Origin of the sequence: Citrobacter freundii complex sp. CFNIH2 (assembly GCF_002880615.1) — a bacterium.
Taxonomy (GTDB): domain Bacteria; phylum Pseudomonadota; class Gammaproteobacteria; order Enterobacterales; family Enterobacteriaceae; genus Citrobacter_A; species Citrobacter_A amalonaticus_F.
This window is the reverse complement of sequence record NZ_CP025757.1, coordinates 2,729,630-2,746,825: the sequence shown is the minus strand read 5'-3', so window position 1 is coordinate 2,746,825 and position 17,196 is coordinate 2,729,630. Positions and strand designations below refer to the sequence as shown.

At 48.8% G+C, this 17,196-nt stretch carries 16 protein-coding genes; 7 read left to right on the top strand and 9 right to left on the bottom strand.

The window, feature by feature from the left end; all coding sequences use genetic code 11:
- Window positions 1-29 precede the first annotated feature (29 nt).
- From WM46_RS13475 to WM46_RS13455, 5 genes are all read left to right on the top strand, one after another.
- Window positions 30-2,063: an acyltransferase family protein gene (locus WM46_RS13475; protein WP_187394377.1), complete on the top strand. Its 2,034-nt coding sequence runs from the start codon at window positions 30-32 to the stop codon at window positions 2,061-2,063.
- A gap of 93 nt (window positions 2,064-2,156) precedes the next feature.
- The gene (locus WM46_RS13470) at window positions 2,157-2,387 is read left to right on the top strand and encodes a class II holin family protein (protein ID WP_102602524.1); all 231 of its coding nucleotides are present in this window, start codon (window positions 2,157-2,159) and stop codon (window positions 2,385-2,387) included.
- Window positions 2,368-2,898, top strand: coding sequence for a lysozyme (locus WM46_RS13465; RefSeq protein ID WP_102602523.1), 531 nt, complete (start codon window positions 2,368-2,370; stop codon window positions 2,896-2,898). Before WM46_RS13470 ends, WM46_RS13465 begins: the two co-directional genes overlap by 20 nt.
- Window positions 2,895-3,269 carry a hypothetical protein gene (locus tag WM46_RS13460; RefSeq protein ID WP_102602522.1) on the top strand — a complete coding sequence of 125 codons (375 nt, stop codon included), beginning with the start codon at window positions 2,895-2,897 and terminating at the stop codon, window positions 3,267-3,269. The genes WM46_RS13465 and WM46_RS13460 overlap by 4 nt, the downstream gene beginning before the upstream one ends.
- Window positions 3,270-3,665: 396 nt before the next feature.
- Entirely contained in the window at window positions 3,666-4,862 is a 1,197-nt protein-coding gene (locus WM46_RS13455; RefSeq protein WP_102602521.1) for a tyrosine-type recombinase/integrase, read from the top strand.
- A gap of 595 nt (window positions 4,863-5,457) precedes the next feature.
- Here the strand turns inward: WM46_RS13455 and fecE are convergent.
- From fecE to fecI, 7 genes are all read right to left on the bottom strand, one after another.
- The gene (gene fecE, locus WM46_RS13450; protein WP_102602520.1) at window positions 5,458-6,225 is read right to left on the bottom strand and encodes a Fe(3+) dicitrate ABC transporter ATP-binding protein FecE; all 768 of its coding nucleotides are present in this window, start codon (window positions 6,223-6,225) and stop codon (window positions 5,458-5,460) included.
- Window positions 6,226-7,182: a Fe(3+) dicitrate ABC transporter permease subunit FecD gene (gene fecD, locus WM46_RS13445; RefSeq protein ID WP_102602519.1), complete on the bottom strand. Its 957-nt coding sequence runs from the start codon at window positions 7,180-7,182 to the stop codon at window positions 6,226-6,228. It lies immediately after the preceding gene.
- Window positions 7,179-8,177, bottom strand: a complete 999-nt coding sequence (gene fecC, locus WM46_RS13440; protein WP_102602518.1) for an iron-dicitrate ABC transporter permease FecC — start codon at window positions 8,175-8,177, stop codon at window positions 7,179-7,181. Before fecC ends, fecD begins: the two co-directional genes overlap by 4 nt.
- Window positions 8,174-9,073 (bottom strand): Fe(3+) dicitrate ABC transporter substrate-binding protein FecB, encoded by a 900-nt coding sequence (locus WM46_RS13435; protein WP_102602517.1) that lies wholly within the window; start codon window positions 9,071-9,073, stop codon window positions 8,174-8,176. Before WM46_RS13435 ends, fecC begins: the two co-directional genes overlap by 4 nt.
- A 72-nt stretch (window positions 9,074-9,145) precedes the next feature.
- Window positions 9,146-11,470: a TonB-dependent Fe(3+) dicitrate receptor FecA gene (gene fecA, locus WM46_RS13430; protein ID WP_102602516.1), complete on the bottom strand. Its 2,325-nt coding sequence runs from the start codon at window positions 11,468-11,470 to the stop codon at window positions 9,146-9,148.
- Window positions 11,471-11,556: 86 nt separating this feature from the next.
- Window positions 11,557-12,510 (bottom strand): ferric citrate uptake sigma factor regulator FecR, encoded by a 954-nt coding sequence (gene fecR, locus WM46_RS13425; protein WP_102602515.1) that lies wholly within the window; start codon window positions 12,508-12,510, stop codon window positions 11,557-11,559.
- Window positions 12,507-13,028, bottom strand: a complete 522-nt coding sequence (gene fecI, locus WM46_RS13420) for a ferric citrate uptake sigma factor FecI (RefSeq protein ID WP_102602514.1) — start codon at window positions 13,026-13,028, stop codon at window positions 12,507-12,509. Before fecI ends, fecR begins: the two co-directional genes overlap by 4 nt.
- 488 nt (window positions 13,029-13,516) lie before the next feature.
- Between fecI and WM46_RS13415 the strand changes: the two genes are divergently transcribed.
- Both WM46_RS13415 and WM46_RS13410 read left to right on the top strand, forming a co-directional pair.
- Window positions 13,517-13,729, top strand: a complete 213-nt coding sequence (locus WM46_RS13415) for a hypothetical protein (RefSeq protein WP_044264533.1) — start codon at window positions 13,517-13,519, stop codon at window positions 13,727-13,729.
- On the top strand, window positions 13,704-14,516 hold the full coding sequence (locus WM46_RS13410; RefSeq protein WP_044264532.1) for an LPO_1073/Vpar_1526 family protein: 813 nt from the start codon (window positions 13,704-13,706) through the stop codon (window positions 14,514-14,516). Before WM46_RS13415 ends, WM46_RS13410 begins: the two co-directional genes overlap by 26 nt.
- 356 nt (window positions 14,517-14,872) lie before the next feature.
- Here WM46_RS13410 and WM46_RS13405 read toward each other — a convergent pair whose 3' ends face one another.
- Both WM46_RS13405 and WM46_RS13400 read right to left on the bottom strand, forming a co-directional pair.
- Complete coding sequence (locus WM46_RS13405) at window positions 14,873-15,592, bottom strand: hypothetical protein (protein WP_102602513.1); 720 nt, start codon at window positions 15,590-15,592, stop codon at window positions 14,873-14,875.
- A gap of 312 nt (window positions 15,593-15,904) precedes the next feature.
- Window positions 15,905-17,065: an IS30-like element ISCfr4 family transposase gene (locus WM46_RS13400; RefSeq protein ID WP_102602512.1), complete on the bottom strand. Its 1,161-nt coding sequence runs from the start codon at window positions 17,063-17,065 to the stop codon at window positions 15,905-15,907.
- Between the last annotated feature and the right edge of the window lie 131 nt (window positions 17,066-17,196).

The window sequence follows — 17,196 nt, the reverse complement described above, 5'->3', positions numbered from 1 at the left end:
ATGACATCCCCTCATGGATGAGGGGGAATATGCTAGTGACATTTCTATTCGTCATGTATACCATCCACGACAGAAACTTTGCATGTTGGAGACCTGTTTTGGAATACCGTAAAGAACTCGATGGACTGCGAACGCTGGCAGTGCTGGCTGTCATCACATACCACTCTAAACTAATGCTAAATGGAATGAGCATTTTGCCAGGCGGTTTTCTTGGTGTGGATGTTTTTTTCGTGCTTTCAGGTTATTTGATTACAGGAATAGTATTAAGTGGCTTGCAGAAAAATAATTTTTCGTTTTTAAGTTTTTATGAGCGAAGAATAAAAAGAATAGTTCCCGCAATGGTTGTTGTTTTAATAGCCACATCTTTGTTTTTCTACAATCTTCTTCTTCCAGAACCTCTTATTTCCTACTCAAAATCACTTATTTCTGCATCTATTTTTTTATCTAATTTTTATTTCTTTTTCGAGGATAGCTACACCGCACCAGATAGTATCTTTAAGCCGCTTTTACACACATGGAGTCTTGGCGTAGAATGGCAATTCTACATGGCTTTCCCTGTCATTGTTTATTCAGTATTTAAGTTCTTTAGAAGTAAGCTATTTTATTCATTGGTTTTGCTTGGCGTGGCATCCTTAGTTATAGCCTGCATGACAGTGGATAATCATCCTGAATTCGCTTTCTACTTACTACCCTCAAGGGCGTGGGAGTTGATTGCAGGGGGGCTATGTTCATATGTAAACAGAGATAATTTAGCATCATACATTAAGCATAGAACTCCCCTCTTGATGCGATTAATTCCTGTTGCGGGTGTGATGGCAATCATATTTAGCATGTCATTAATTAATGACGGAATGAGCCTTCCATCTCTTTGGACTGTGATACCGGTTGCTGGTACTTGTTTATTTATTTGCTCTTCAAATTCAAGCGACCTTGCGACTAAAATTTTATCAACGAAGGTAATTGTTTTTTTGGGGATGATATCATATTCATTGTACTTATGGCATCAACCAGTGTTTGTATATTACAGAACAATAAACGAAGCGTCTCTAACAATAAAAGAAGCGCTTCTTTTGACTTCTATATCTATCCTTTTGGCTGTGGTCACATATTACACAATAGAAAACCCAATGAGGAAGATAAAGTCACATAAGTTTGTTGCTGTAATAATGTCAGTTGTACTAGTAATAACAGTATCTGGGTGTATGGTAGTGAAAAATGATGGATATCCGCAAAGATTAAAATCAGTGTCTGCGTTTTTTGATAACGGGCCTGTAATGAATGAAATGGACGAATGCGGTAACGGCATGGGTAAACGTTGCTTATATATAAACAAAGAACATAATAGGAATATGATCCTTGTTGGTGATTCCCATGCCCAGGCCATGTCTAAGAGTCTCTATGACTTGGCTATAAAACAAAATTATAATTTCATAAATTTATCTATGGCCGGATGTCCCGTAATAAGCACATTAAGACGCACATTGAAAGATGGGACAGACGAGGCGTGTAAAGAGCTTTCTATTAAAGCTGATGAATTCATATCTTCTAATGAAAATTCGATAATCGTGTATATGTCAAGAATGCCATTATATATGCTTAATTATAAGTATAAGATCGGTACTTGGATATTCTCTAATGATGGAGGTAGCGTAAGTGAAAGTATCAATAAAAAATTAACCGAATGGGCTGGTAATAATAAATTAATTCTGGTTTATCCTGTTCCTCAGTCTCCTGTCGATGTTCCCAGTGAAGTAAATAAAGAAATAATAAAAATTAACGGGGTAGGGAAGAAGATTCAAACGCTACAGAATGTTGACTTTTTATCATTTAATAACAAAAAATATGATAAATTATGGTCTGAAAGCTTTGTAAAAGCAGATGCTCTGTTTGATTCTATTAATTCGGATAATGTCGTTAGGGTTTACCCGGTGTCATTATTATGTATGTCCAATACATGTAGGGTTAGCAATGGTGAACACTTACTTTATAAGGATAATAATCACCTGAATTATTACGGCATGAATTTACTTGTCAAAGAAATACGTGAAGTCGCTATAGAATAGTAGATAATCTGTACGTAAGTCGGGATTCCGACCGCAGATCAGCCTTACCCTCACCACAACATTAAGTGGACCCCACGGGGGTAAGGCATGAGGATGAACAACCATTCAGATCTGGCAGCGGGGGCTTCCTACGTCACTTCTCTTGGCAGTGGTGGCTACTGGCTACTACAACTACTGGACAAAGTAAGCCCCAGTCAGTGGGCCGCTATTGGTGTACTGGCAAGTATCTTTTTGGGACTTGTTACCTACCTGACCAATCTCTATTTCAAAATCAAAGAAGATCGTCGCAAAGAGGCTCAACTCTATGGCCAGCAACAGGACTAAGCTTAGCGCTGCTGTTTTGGGACTGGTACTCGCCAGTGCGCCAGCGTCGGTAATTCTCGATCAGTTCCTGAATGAGAAAGAAGGTAACAGCCTGATGGCGTATCGCGACGGTAGCGGGATCTGGACGATATGCCGTGGCGCCACGATGGTTGATGGCAAACCGGTGGTACAGGGCATGAAGCTGACGCAGGAAAAATGTGATCAGGTTAATGCTATTGAGCGTGATAAGGCGCTGGCTTGGGTAGAGCGAAATATCAAGGTGCCGCTGACTGAACCGCAGAAAGCAGGTATTGCGTCGTTCTGCCCGTACAACATCGGGCCCGGCAAGTGCTTCCCCTCCACGTTCTATAAACGAATCAATGCCGGTGACCGTAAGGGGGCCTGTGCTGAAATCAGGCGTTGGATATTCGACGGCGGTAAAGATTGCCGTATCAGGTCAAATAATTGTTATGGTCAGCCACCACGGCGTGATCAGGAAAGCGCGCTTGCGTGCTGGGAGATAGACCAGTGACCCTTAAAGCAAAACTGTCAGTGCTGGCCGTTCTGCTGGCGCTGTTCGCTGGTACATATTACGCCGGATATCTGAAAGGCTGGTACGCACACAGCGACAAGGTAAACAGCGAGTATCAGGCGAAGAGCAAAAAGACAGAGAAGGCCGTCGCCACCAGCGAACAGAAAGCGGCTACCGCCAGCGCCGAAGGTAAAGTAATTTACCGGACCGTTTACCGTGATGTGGTGAAATATGTTAACGACCCGAATCATACTAAGTGCGATTTTGACGATCACGCTGTGCAGCTGCGTCAGCGCGCCCTCGACGCGGCCAACTCCATCAGCGGATTTGATGCAGGAGCCGTGCAAGGGAGCGAGCAAAGCAGGAACTGACAGCGATGAAGACCTGCAGGCCGATATAGAGACCGCTGAATGCCTGCGCCAGTTGCGGCTGGATAAGTACCGCTGGCAGGCATGGTATAAGGCGACGGAATAGCGTGTTTTGTTCCCTTTCTGGAAGTAAAACTAAAACGGGTATCAATTCGGGTATCTGTCAAAGCGTGGTAAATAAAACACAATAAATACATTATGTTATTTGTTGTGTTTTACTCCTATTATCGGCACCATTTCAAACTCTTCCCAAGTCTATCGAAATCAACTAAAAGCCCGTATACTGCGGTTTGCAGCCCATACCTTATCTCCTGTCATCAACTGGACTCAACCGAAATCAAGTCACAGTTGGGGGCATAAGTGGGGGCATTCTGTGTTCGGTCCAGGGAGATGCCCCCAATGAAGCTTAATGCGCGACTGGTAGACGCGGCTAAACCCAGAGAGAAAGCTTATAAGCTGGCAGACGGAGCTGGTTTGTATCTTGAGGTTGTTCCCTCTGGTTCCAGATACTGGCGAATGAAGTATCGCTTCAATGGAAAAGAGAAACGTCTGGCTTTCGGTGTCTATCCAGCAGTGTCGCTTGCGCAAGCAAGAGCACTGCGTGATGACGCCAAGAAAAAGCTGGCTGAGGGTATCGATCCATCTTTTGCCAAGAAAGAAGAAAAGCTGGTTCGCAATGTGCAGCTCAACAACACGTTTCAGGCTGTGGCACTTGAATGGCACGGAACGAAGATAAGCCGATGGTCAGAAGGTTATGCCTCCGACATTATCGAAGCTTTCAATAAAGATATTTTCCCCTATATCGGTCAGCAGCCGGTGAATGAAATCAAACCGCTGGTTCTGCTGAATGTGCTGCGTCGAATGGAAAACCGTGGTGCGACAGAGAAGGCCAGGAAGGTTCGCCAGCGCTGCAGTGAAGTCTTTCGTTACGCCATAGTGACTGGTCGTGCGGAATATAACCCTGCAGCGGATCTAACCAGCGCGATGTCAGGGCATGAATCGAAACATTACCCCTTCCTGACAGTTGAAGAGTTACCAGACTTCTTTAAAGCCCTATCCAGCTATACCGGAAGCTCGCTGGTTGTTCTTGCCGCACGTCTGCTGATCCTTACGGGAGTTCGCACTGGCGAGCTTCGAGGTGCTTTCTGGAGTGAGTTTGATCTTGATAAAGCTGTGTGGGAAATTCCTGCCGAGCGAATGAAGATGAAGCGACCTCACCTTGTTCCCCTCTCTACCCAAACGCTGGAGATCGTACAGCAGCTCAAAGTGATGTCTGGGCAATATCCACTGGTGTTCCCAGGGCGCAATGATCCCCACAAAACGATGAGCGAAGCGAGTATTAATCAGGTGTTTAAGCGGATTGGGTACACGGGGAAGGTCACGGGGCATGGTTTCCGCCATACGATGAGTACGATTTTGCATGAGGAAGGATTCAATACGGCATGGATTGAAACCCAGCTTGCGCATGTCGATAAGAATGCGATTCGCGGGACGTACAACCATGCGTTGTATCTGGAAGGTAGAAGGGAGATGATGCAGTGGTATGCAGATTATATTGATAATATGGGGAAATATAAACTAATCATAGCATTATGATACTATTGTTAAATTGGTCGTTTATTAGTAGATAGTGTGAATACTAAAGCTGAGCTCCTCCGTTTTGGAGGAGTTCAACACCAGAAATGTTCTGTTTTTAGCTATTAGCTACCAAAAACCAAACAGTAATATCAATAAAGACGACTATCCAATAATTTTCTTGGCAATGGAAGACTTGATAAACAAGGACAAAGATTTGTAGCAATAATGGTATGAGGTTTGACATCCTGCCTCAGGGTGCGATGCAGTTTTAGCTGACCACAACAAAGGGAAATGTTCGCTTTTCGATCAAGGCTGCCCGTCAACTATGTGTTGTAAGCAGAGGCTGCAAACCTTAGCCTGTGTTAGTCAATGGGGCATGTCACAGATAACATTCTGACCCGCTCCCCGTTCGTTGACACATAGCAACGTTAGTAATGCATCCTACACGGTAATAACAATTGCGAGCTTCCGCTCCTGGCACACAACTGACGTCGATATGAAGCAAACCGGCGCCCGTTAATATTAAGCGGAAAGATTAATTAACCCGTTTCCCTGTTTCCCCCGTTTCGTCATCCTCTTGTTGAGATCCTAATACCATTACAGTCTGTGGCATCTACCTCACAACACACATCGGCCTGCCAGATACCGGCTCGGGGTGTATCTCCGTATCCACGCTGAATACGGTTCTCAGCAATCTAGGGTTCATCACCTCTTCTGGTGTGCCTTGCGCCATAACATGTCCGTTCGCCATTACCACCAGATGATCGCAGTACCGGCTGGCCTGATTAAGGTCGTGTAGCACGGCGACTACCGTTTTCCCCTGGGCCTGGAGTTCGCCCATCAGCCGCATCAGTTCCACCTGATGATTGATATCGAGATAGGTGGTTGGCTCATCGAGGAGTACAACGGGCGTATCCTGCGCCAGGACCATCGACAGAAATGCACGCTGGCGCTGACCGCCGGAAAGATCGCTCAACCGCCGGTCGGCAAGGTGTTGGATCCGGGTCCGGTTCATCGCGTCATTAACCCGCGCATTGTCTTTAACAGAAAGACGTCCCCAGAGTGATAACCACGGATTTCGACCGTACGAAACCAGCTCCTGCACGGTGATCCCTTCTGGCGTTAAATGATGCTGCGGCAGCAGCGCCAGCCTGCGAGCTAACTGCCGAGGTGATAGCGTGTTAATGAGATTATCACCGAGAAATACGCTACCGGACTGTGGTGTTAACAGTCGCGAAAAACAGTTTAGCAACGTCGACTTCCCACAACCGTTAGGGCCGAGCAGGGCGGTTATTTTTCCTGCTGGCAGCGCAAGTGAAACGCCGTCAAGCACCTTGTTTGTACCGTAACAGACCGTCAGATTTTCAGTTCGTAATGTCATTTATCGCATTCTCACAAGCAGCCAGACAAACCATGGCGCGCCGATAATGGCGGTTAACACGCCAGCCGGAAGCTCCAGCGGGGGATGAATAACTCGCGCCAGCAGGTCGGCAACCACCAGCAGCAACGAACCTGTCATGGCCGAAACGGGCAGCAGCCAGCGGTGACGTCCACCGGTAATGCTGCGCACCATATGTGGTACTACGAGTCCAATAAAGCTAATCGGGCCGCAGACGGCCACGCCGGTTGACGTCATGGCGACAGCCAGTAGCAAAGCCTGGAATCGAATACGCGGCACCGACACACCGAGCGTGGTGGCGCGCGCATCGCCCAGTGCCAGGAGATCGAGATCGCGGCAAAAAAGCAGGCTCAGCGGTAGAAATAGAATCAGCTGCGGGGCGGCTATCTTCACAAAGCTCCAGTCGCGCCCCCATAAGCTTCCGGTCAGCCACAGCAGGGCACTGTTCACATCCTGTGGGTGCGAGAGCATCAGATAATCCGTCAGGCTGGCCCAACAGGCAGAGAGCGCGACACCCGTGAGTGCCAGCTTCATCGGCTGGCTGGTGTTCGCCAGCATTCTCAGGAGAATCAGGCCCGCCATGCCACCGGTAAAAGCCAGCAGCGGCAGAGAAACCACTGGTAGTGACGGTAAGAGAAGCAGTGCGCCCACAGAGGCAAGGCTGGCGGCATGGTTTACGCCGAGAATATCTGGCGATGCCAGAGGATTACGCACGATCCCCTGCACCAGAACGCCTGCTACCGCGAGGGCTGCACCGACAAGTAGCGCCAGCAGCAGTCGCGGCAGACGGTACGCGGTTAACACATAATGATACTCGCGCCCGGTTTGCCAGTCGGTCAGCAGGGCGCGCCAGGGAACGGCGATCACCCCCATTTGCAGTGACAGCGCTGAAAATCCCGCCAGCGTGAGGACGATGAAAATGACTATCGCACTTTTCATCCACGCCTCCTGACCAGCCAGACAAAGCAAGGTGCGCCAATCAGCGCCACCACTGCCCCTGCGGGCAATTCGCCAGGGAAGGCCAGCGCTCGGGCAAGAACATCTGCCAGTAGCAGCAGCGTAGCGCCCATCATCATGCTCATCGGCAGGACCTTGCGCTGATCGAAACCCACCCAGAAGCGAGCCAGATGCGGCATCAGCAGGCCGATAAACGCAACCGGGCCAGCCACGCTGACGCAGGCACCGACCAGAAGCAGTACCAGAATGTTGATGATCAAACGTAGCTTCGGCAGATTTACTCCCAGCGTACGGGCGGTGCTATCGCTGACGTTAAGCAGGTTCAGTTGATTAGCCAGCAATAACACCACCGGTACAGCAACCGCCACCATCGGGAAAAGCTGCCAGAACTCCTGCCAGCGTGCGTGGGATACGCCTCCCGCGAGCCAGTATAAAATGCCGTAAGCATGATCCTCGGTCAGCAGCAGAGTGATGCGGGTCAGGGCCATACAAAAAGCCGAGAATGCGATACCCGCGAGGATCAGTTTGTTTCGGTCCTGGGTGTGGCGAAATCCACCGCCCGCGGTCATCACCAGCAGCCAGATTACGCCGCCACCGCAGGCGGCGATAAAGGCTATGGAGTAACCTTCAACGGGCACAGGGCTGATGGCGCTGGTAAGCGCCATCGCCAGCGCCGCGCCGCTGTTAATGCCGAGCAACGAAGGGGAAGCCATTGAATTATGCGTCAGGGTTTGCAGTAGCGTTCCCGCGAGCGCCAGGCTTGCGCCGATCAGAATGGCGACCAGGCTTCTCGGCAAACGAAGGTTTTGCACCAGCGCTTGTGGAAGCGTCGGCGCATGGCCGGGTAGCAGGGCGTGAATCACGTCAACGCCAGAAACAGGAATGGCCGAGTAGCAAAACAGACTCAGCCAGAAGAGAGTGATAAGCGCGGCAAGGGGAAGCCCCCACTGCAGCGCTGGGTGTCTAAAAATTGTCATTTCACATCGGATAAAGGCTGGTGATGAAAGATTTTAACCGTGTCACTGGCAATGCGTTCGGCCGCAAAAATGCCGCGCATCCGCGCCCAGGCGTTACTGTCGACCGATGCCGTCTGTTGTTTTTGCACCGCAGTTAACACCTGCCACAGCGGGTCTTGCTGCCAGCGTTTCACGATGCTCTCTTCGCGATAGTGCGCAACCAGCAGCCATGAAGGGTTGAGAGCCAGAAGCTGTTCCAGACCAATGGACGGCATAGACGCACCCGACATCGCCGCAGGCACCGTCAGCCCCAGAGCGGTCAACACGCTCCCGGTCCAGGTCTCCTGGGTGTGAAGATTAAACTGCTGCTCCCGAGACGTACCAAACAGCACCAGCGTACCTTTTGGTAACTGGCTGGCCCACGCTGACATCTGTTGCTGATGTTGCGCCAGCCGTGACTGCATCTGTGCCTTTTTGCCCACGACTTCGCCGATGATGGACGCAGATTGCAGGTTTTCAGCGTAGGTTTCATTGCGAGACTTCAGCAGCAGCACCGGTGCGATTTGCTGCAAGGCGCCGTAGATACCCGCATGACGGCTGCTGTCGGCAATGATCAGATCCGGTTTCAGCGCGCTAATGGCTTCTAAACTCGGCTGCGCACGCGTGCCGACAGACTGCCATGGTTTCAGATGGGCGCGAACCTCTGGAAGAATGCGCGTGGCATCGTTGTCGTCGGCAATACCGACCGGGCTGACATCGACGGCGGCCAGTGCGTCCGCGAACGACAGTTCCAACACCACTATCCGCTGTGGCGTTTTATCAAGCGTAAAGGTGCCATGTTCGTCATGAACCGTGGCGGCAAAGGCGTTGCTGGTGAGCAGCAGAGCGGCGAATAGCGTGCGTAATGATGTGAACATGTGAGTTGCCTGTGTCGAGTGCGTTTCGCTTGCCCGACCTACAAAACAGTATGCAGGACGGGCTACCGGGTTTTAGAACTTCAACGAACCCTGCATATACAGCGTGCGCGGCTGGCCTGCGTAGATGCCTTTGTTGTTGTCGTCGTAAGAGCGGGTGAAATACGCCTGGTCGAAGATATTTTTCACGCCGAACGCCAGGTTCAGGTCCGCCATCTGCGGACCAAAATCATAGGCTACGCGAGCGCCCCAGAGCATAAAGCCAGGGATGCGACCGGTACTGCCGTCGGCGCTCTCTTTCACGGTGTTGGCGTTATCCGCAAACTGGCTGGACTGGAAATCGCTGTTCAGGTTGAAGGTCCAGCTGCCCGGCTTATAGTCCACGCCCAGCGTGCCTTTGTGTTTCGGCGAGAACGGCACCTGGTTGCCGTAGGTGTCGCCTTTTTCGCGAATCTCGGCATCCACATACGCATAGCTGGCGTAGACTGAAACGTTGTCGAGGGTCGGCGTCAGCGTACCGAGGTCATAACGGGCCTGGGTTTCCAGTCCGGTATGGCGCGTTTTGCCGCGTGCGGTAACGGTGTCGTTGGTCTGGTTGGAGTCGTACTGATTATTAAAGTTAATCAGGAACAGCCCCATTTCCGCCGTCAGCGCGCCATCGTCGTATCGTGTTCCGAGTTCCCAGGTTCGCGCTTTTTCCGGTTCCACATTGCCGCTTTGCACAGCCTTGCCAATTTGGCTGTACTGTACGGTGCCGAACGAGCCTTCGGTGTTTGCATAAAGATTCCAACTGTCAGTCAGGTGATAAAGCACGTTAAGCGCCGGAAGCGGGGCGTTATAGCTCACTTCCTCATGTGTGCGTTTGATGGTGTTGTCCTGATACGACTCGATATGCTCAAAGCGCATACCCGGTGTGATAGTCCAGTTGCCAATATCGATTTTGTCATCCAGATACCAGGCGTGCGCTTCGGTGCCGGAACGAGTGTCACGATCGTAAGGGCTGGCGCTGGACGGCAGTTGTCCGCTGCTGGTGGAGGTGTAGTAACGCATTTCATGCGTCGACTCGCTCACATAGCGGTATCCCACGCCCACTTCGTGCGCGGAAGGGCCCACCATAAAGCTCTGGCTGTAACGTGGCTCAATGCCGCGTACCCAGTAGTTACGTGGTGAAAGAGTGGTGCGTTTGCCCTGTTCCAGGTAGCCGCTGCGCAGGGTTTCGGTATAGAAGCCCTGAATATTGAATTTATGCTGGCTGTCGGGTTGGAACTGATAGCCGAGGCTTGCCAGCTTGCGACGACCCCAGAAGCGATCGTTAGGGCGAGTGGACTGCCAGCGGTCGGCGTTATAATCCGCGCGAGACAGACCGCCGGGCATATCGGCTTCACCGTCGTAGTATTGCAGTAGGCTGTTGAAGGTATGCACTTCGTTCGGCGCATATTTGCTTTTCAGCATCAGGTCGTCGATACGTGTTGCGCTGTGCTCGCGCCAGTCGCTGCCGCGCGTGCCTGAGTACAGCAGAGCGGTACCAAAACCGTTATCCGCCGTGCCGCCCACCATCAGGTTGTGCGTCTCTTTTGGGTTATTTTGTGAGGATGTTGGGCTGAGCTGGCCTTCCACGCCGGCTTCGATACCGAAGTCTTGCGGAATGGCACGGGTGACAAAGTTTACTACGCCGCCCACACTCTGCGGCCCGTAACGTACCGCACCACCGCCGCGTACCACATCGATGGCGTCCATATTGCCGAGGGAAACGGGCGCCAGTGAAAGCTGCGGCTGACCGTAAGGGGCAAACGGCACTGGAATACCGTCCATCAGTACCGTTGAACGGCTGGCGAGGCGCGGGTTCAGGCCGCGAATACCAAAGTTCATCGCCAGATCGTGGCTACCGGTGCCGTTGTTTTCCGGGGCGGTGACGCCAGGAATACGGTTCAGCACCTCGCGCATGGTCGTCGCGCCGGTTTTCGCAAAATCTTCACGGCGGATAACGTCACGCGCGCCAGCATGTTCGAATACGTCGTTTTCGCGCGCATCTCCCAGCCAGTCGCCCACCACGGTCAGGGCATCTTCTTGCGGGGTTGGCGCGTGTTCCAGCGTCCAGCTGTTATTGCCGAGCGGTTTCACCTGCAGGCCGCTACCGTTCAGCAGGTGTTGTAGCCCGGTTTCGACGTCGTAGTCACCGTGAAGACCGCTACTCTGTTTGCCGCGCGTCAGGCTGGCGTCAACCGACAGGGTAATTCCGCTGTGCGCGGCGTACTGATTAAGGACTTTGTCGAGCGAACCTGGTGCAATATCAACCTGTACAGCAAAGGCGGATAACGATAGCCCAGCCAGCGGCAGCAGGCTCAGGCGAATGGCATTAACCAAAGGTGTTGTTTTGCGAAAAACGCGTAAAGGCGTCATAGCTTCTCCATCATCATTTTTGTTGTGTTCAGCTATGAGTCGAATGAGAAGGGGAAAAAGGACAATCGAGATGAGAATTATTTTTCTTACAGCGGCAAAATATTAACCCAATATCGCGTAACCGACTGAATTTTCACTGGAAGAGTCTGGGCAATAACTTCCAGGATTGCATCGGTGTTTTTCAGCGGGAACGTCCCACTCAGGCGCAGCCCGGCCACAGCCGGATCGCAGCGCAGCACGCCGTTGCGATAACGGCCGAGCGTGGCAATCACTTCACCCAGCGGTTTATCGCTGAAGCTCAGAACCCCCTGCGTCCAGGCGTCGCTTTCATCATCCGCTGGAGCTATGGCACCAAATTCAGACGCGCTAAATAGCAGGCTTTCGCCAGCATTTACGATGCGTTTTTCCTGCGGACGGTTTGCCAGTATGACTTCGACAGCATGTTGTTGAACGGCAACGCGCGTGACATTGTCCTGCAGGTAGACGGTAAATTCTGTGCCTAACGCGGTGAGCTGGCCCTGACGGGTCACCACGCGGAAAGGCCTTTGCTGCGCGTCTTTTGCGGTGGTAATCGCAATTTCGCCGTACCAGAGGTGGACCGCGCGCTGACGCGTATCAAAACGAACATCCGCGGCGCTTTGCGTGTTGAGCGTCAGCAGCGAGCCATCGTCCAGCCGCTGATGGCTGACCGCACCTTTGGCGGTGCGGTAGTCCGCGCGCAGACCTTCTCCGGTTTCAGATTGCCAGAGCTGCCAGCCGCCGCCCACGCCGAGCAGCAGCAGTAGCCCTTTCATGACATGACGACGGGTAAGACGCGTATCGTGCAGCGCCCGGCTGGCGACATCGCCCGGGACGCTGCTGAGCTGGCTGCGCAGGTTTTCAACCTGTTGCCAGGCCCACTGATGATCCTTGTCCTCTTCATACCATTGTTGCCAGCGCGCTTCCTGCTGTGGGCTGACGCGCTCGCCGCTCAATACGGCATACCAGTGTGATGCCGAGCGCAATGCCTGGCGGCGAGAATCGGTGATAGAAGCGTTCACAGGCCGTGCTCCAGACGAAACAGCAGACAATGTTCGATAGCCTTTGCCATATACTTTTTCACCGAGCTGACGGAGATACCGAGCTTCAGCGCTATTTCGCTGTATGTCATACCATCCAGTTGCGAAAGCAGAAACGCTTCGCGTGTTTTTCCGTTTAGTCCGTCAAGCATGCTATCGATGAGTTGCAGGGTTTCGAGCTGGCTTTCGCGTGCCTCGGGCGAAGGCGTGAGACTCTCCGGCATCAGCGCCAGCATCTCCAGATAGGCTTTTTCCAACGCGTTTCGGCGAAACAGGTCGACCATCACGCGTTTGGCGATAGTACACAGAAAGGAGCGAGGATCGCGGATCGTCGAGAGTGTGTCGCTGCCCATTACCCGTAGAAAAGTGTCCTGGGCAATGTCATCGGCATCAAAGGCAGACTGGAGTTTGCGCGTCAGCCAGCATTTCAGCCAGCCGTGATGTGCGCCATAAAGCGATTCGAGTGTTAAGAAAGCAGTAGTAGTGGCGCGGTCAGACATGCGGAGTGTATCAAAAGTTAATTATCACGCGGTTATATTAATATGAGAATGGTTATCATTACAATTGCAAATAAAATTGTATGGCGTTGAAATTTTTAATATGTTGTTTTTTATAAAAATGTTATGAGGTGGATATCGGATGGGGAAGAGGAGTCTGCTTCTGGCATGTGAGGTTGGAATGACATCTGACCAAGTCTGCTATGAGCGAGGAGCGGAAGTTCGCTATTGCTCGCAAAACAAGCATTGTCATGACTGACAATGTAGTATGTTAATCAACAAGGAGTTAGTCATAGACCCGATGTAACCCAGAAATTACCTGAGTAGGATGATCTTCACCTTCACCATGTGTTAATGTCGCTATATCAATCACCTTCGATAGCTTCCTATCATGACTCAACTACACTATCGCCTGATACCGCTAGCTTCAATAGCAAACATACATAACAAATTGATTTAAATAGTAAATTGTCCAAAAAAGGAGCGCAACTATGCTTGAATGGTTAAATATCCACGTAGGTACAGACTGGGCTACATATCTCGGTGTACTTCTAACGGTTCTTTCATTAATTTGGGGAGGGAAAAAGGTGCTAAAAAATAAGTCAATCACCCAAAAGGCCAAAGTCAACGGCGGTATGGTTATTCAGGTCGGAGGTGATTTTAAAGGAGGAAAGGATAATGAATCAAAAAGCTCAAGCAAATGAAAATTCAACTGTAATACAGATTGCAGGAAATTTAACTCAAGGAATCAGCTTTGCTGATTGTGAAAGATTATTTAATTTGTTGCTAACAGAGAATTTCCCCAGACTCGAAGCTATTGCTGCCTCAAAGGCCAAGGAAAATGTTGACGCATTAGTAAAAGCGACGTTCGAAAAAATTGATTCAAAGATTGATCAAATCAGCGTGGAAAAGCTTGCTCAGCCTGATGTACAAAGTACATTTAACAACGCAGTTCAAGGTGCTGCAAGAAAAGGCACCAAAATAGACATCGATTTATTGGCCGAATTATTGGAATCCAGAATCGAAAAAGACAGTACTGACTACATTGATAATTGCATTGAAGCTGCAGTCGAGATGGTACCAAAATTAACAAGTGATATGCTAGCAATCTTGCCAGCATTACATTTTATTCAATCACTTACTTTGGATAACCCTGCTGAAATTGATAATGTTTATGGCTTAATCTATGATCATTTTTTGTCGCGAGGTGACGATATGTCACGTTCGAAACTCAAGACAATGGCCTCTATTGGGGTGGGAAGTTACGTCAACATTATGAGAAGCAATACCTTTGAAGATATGAAGGAAAAAAATAATTACCTACAAGGGATTGATGCAGAATTGAAATATCCGAGAATGTATCAAGCTTTAAATTTCTATGATCAAAAAGACTTGCACCAACTCACGCTCACTACACCGGGCCAAGTAATAGCCATCAAAATGCTGGCAAAAATATTTCCTTCAATGAATTTGCGCGATTTTTTACAGTAAATCTTAGCATTGACTAGAACCATGCCGATTAGTATATTTGGGATCTTGTCTATTTCTACTTATAAAATAGGGCTACTGTAGCAGCCCTAACAAGTTCATATAATATCAGAAAAATTGCTCCATTCAATTTTTGAAATATGATATGTTCGCCATCTATTAATATACTTAGACGTGCTTGACGTCCGCTCCTGGCACCAGGCGGACACACTTCTGGAGCTTAAGGTAAAAAATGCCATAGTTCGCTCTTTAAAAACTGCTCAGATGCAATAACTCTAAATGCAACACTGCTGCATTTATTAGCTGCCGCAGCAGCAAGGCAAGCATAGTCTGTTTCTTTTTTATACTGAAAAATTAATTTAACTCGTTGGTAATGACATTCTTGTAATTAAAGTTGTCACTCTAAACTTTCCAAAAAAAAGATGATTAACAGTCACATTGTGTTTGAATTCATCCTCTTCATTCATTATTAATGAATCCATCCCCATTACATTCACTTTATATATATCTTCGCTATATCCTTTCTTAATTTCAAAAGAACTTTTTAAAAACTCGAACCCATTATCATTCTCGAAATAACTTTTGTAAAGGTCAAAGAAAAAATTTTGGATCTTTTGGGGTAAGTTGCTTTCATTGGTGAAATCTAAATAGACATTATTTATAACATAATCATGTAATTTAATAGTTTTTCTTGTTTTTTTGTATATCACCCCCAAGGTCAAACAGTTCATAAAGTTATCCATCCTCTCAGTATCAACAGAAATGATAGTCCCTTTATTGCTGGATTTAGAGTTTTTAAAAATAGTTCTTTGTAACGCTTTGTTATTGTGCTGCAATTGTTCAATCACACTACTACTAAAAACTTTACTAACATTCTCATCTGCATCCGAGGTTAAACAACACAGACATATTTGAGTTAAAGCATAAATGTCATCTTTAGTTTTTGAGTTATTATGCTCCTCACATGACTTCACTGTCATTAAGTTTAACTTTTTGTCCGTTGGAAAAAATGATTTTGGTGGTATATGCTCTTTTGTATTTGCAACATTCTTACAACCCGGATAATAACAGTTTGCCATTTTAAACATCCATTTTTTAAGAGTTAATTATTGTTTATGATTGATTTCTAACACTATAGTACACAGCAAATGAAACATAACCAGTATAAAATTTCAACTCCAAAAGATAGGGGGTTATGGGTTAAAAAATATCTTTCGGTATGGCTTTGCAGTCGTATCAAGCTAATACTTACAATGACTAAGATATCTCCAACGCATCCTCAACTTCGATGCTGAGTTATCCATTCCTTATGCCCGGTCAGAGTCGGATTGGCTTGCGGTCCAAAATATTAGCAGATTAAAAACAAGCAACGTCCGCTCCTGGCTGTGAGTTCAACTGATGGACGCAACACACTTATTGAACCGTTCTGCGGGTGATTCATAGTCTAGCGTTTTTCTCGGCCTTTCGTTGAGTTGTCTGGCAACACTGTTAAGTCTTTGCTGGCTGTGAACCGATAAGTCAGTTCCTTTTGGAAAATATTGTCTGAGCAATCTGTTCGTATTTTCATTTGAGCCACGTTGCCAGGGAGATTGAGGATCACAAAAATAAATCTGAATGTCTGTCGCTACAGTAAATCGTGTGTGGCTGGTCATTTCAGCGCCACGATCCCAGGTTAATGTTTTATAAAGCTCAGCAGGTAATTCCCGGGCTTGTCTGATGAGTGCAGATATAACCGTTATGGTCTTGTTGTCTCTGATCTTCGCCAGCATAACAAAACGGGAATGACGTTCTACGAGGGTGATGATATAGGAGTTTTTCGAGCCCTGAATCAAGTCACCTTCCCAGTGACCGGGAATGGCTCTGTCAGCCGCCTCTGGTGGCCTTTCGCTGATAGGTATAGTGTTCGGGATTGACCCTAATCCTTTCCCTTTAAGCGATGACGTTCTGGATCTACGCACTGCTCTTCCGCTTCTGAGGCATTGCTGCAGCTCTTTTTTTAATGCTCCCCGGGTTTGTATAAAAAGCGTTTTATAAATCGTTTCGTGTGACACATGCATTTCCTGATTATCCGGATAACAGCGTTTCAGCCAACCGGCGATCTGTTCCGGTGACCAGTCCTGATGCATCTTCTCTGCAATGATTTTACACAATGCGGGGCTTTCAATTAGCTTGCAAGGTTTTGGTCTCCGCGCATTTTCCCATGCAGTAGCATCGGCTTTTGCTGCACGGTATTGTTTTGCACCACCGTGCCTCCTGATCTCGCGGCTAATCGTTGAGGGCGCTCTTGATAATTTGGCGGCGATGTCCCTGATACTGAGTTTTGCTACCAGCCCTCTGGATATCTCCTCTCTTTCATCAAGCGAAAGCGCTAATCGGTGCCGCTTTCGCACGGGAGGACGGTAGCCGCCTGTCTGGTGGATAGTGGGCATAATGGAAGAATGAAATCTGTCGAACATTCTGGCGATATCATGCAGGGAATCACCTTGCTTATATCTGTCCCAGATAATCGCCTTCTGCTCTGGCGTGTAGTTAATCCGAGTTCTTCGTTTCATGGCAACGTCCCCCTTGATTAAGGATAGTGTTGCATCGACCCGTTGAACTCACAGCACATAGCCGACGTTGCGACTATTCAGTAAGGGACACCTGTCGGCTTAATAAACTGACCATGGATGTGACGGAGATT